At 49.8% G+C, this 635-nt stretch carries 1 protein-coding gene; it reads right to left on the reverse strand.

Annotated features, from left to right (window positions below; translation table 11 throughout):
- Window positions 1-606 (reverse strand): DNA topoisomerase (locus AC3XQU_RS22765; RefSeq protein WP_489876437.1); only part of this gene is annotated, 606 nt, incomplete at its 3' end.
- Window positions 607-635 lie beyond the last annotated feature (29 nt).

The following is a 635-nucleotide window of genomic DNA, read 5'->3' on the forward strand; positions in this document are numbered from 1 at the left end:
TTCAGCTTCACTGACCTTCAGCGTCCTTCCAGCGATCTCTCGCCAAATAGTGAATCCGCATGCTTTTTCACAAGCAAACGTCCTGGCCGCGACTTCTATACCTGCACCACATTTAGGACACGCTGCTTTTAGCGTTTTTACGTCAACCCCAGCGTATTTCTGCTTCATGATTTCGCAGATGCCGACGGTCATTTCGCTAAGCTCTCGTTTGAAAACACCGCGGGAGTATTGTCCTTTTTCCATCAGCCGGAGCTTGTACTCCCAATCACCGGTCATCGTAGGCGAAGTGAGTTGGTTGATACCGCTTTCAATCAAAAAGCGGACGGCTTCCATTCCCTTCGCTGTTGGTGCGACAAACTTTTTTTCACGGCGCAGATACGCCTCTTTTTTCCGTCCTTTCCCGTCGACCGTTGAAAGCAGTGTTTCAATCATCGCTGATCGAGTGACTGGTGTACCCAGGCCGCGCTCTTTGAGAGCTTCGCGTTCAATCTCGTCTTCTACAAATTGACCAGCAGTCTCCATCGCTCCGAGTAACGTATCCTCGGTGTAGCGTAGGGGCGGTTTAGTCTTAAGAGCCTTAATGACTAGGCTATCGTTCCTAACGATTTCTCCAGGGACATATTTTACGAGGGACT

It is taken from the genome of Telluria sp. AZSoR62 (assembly GCF_058111565.1).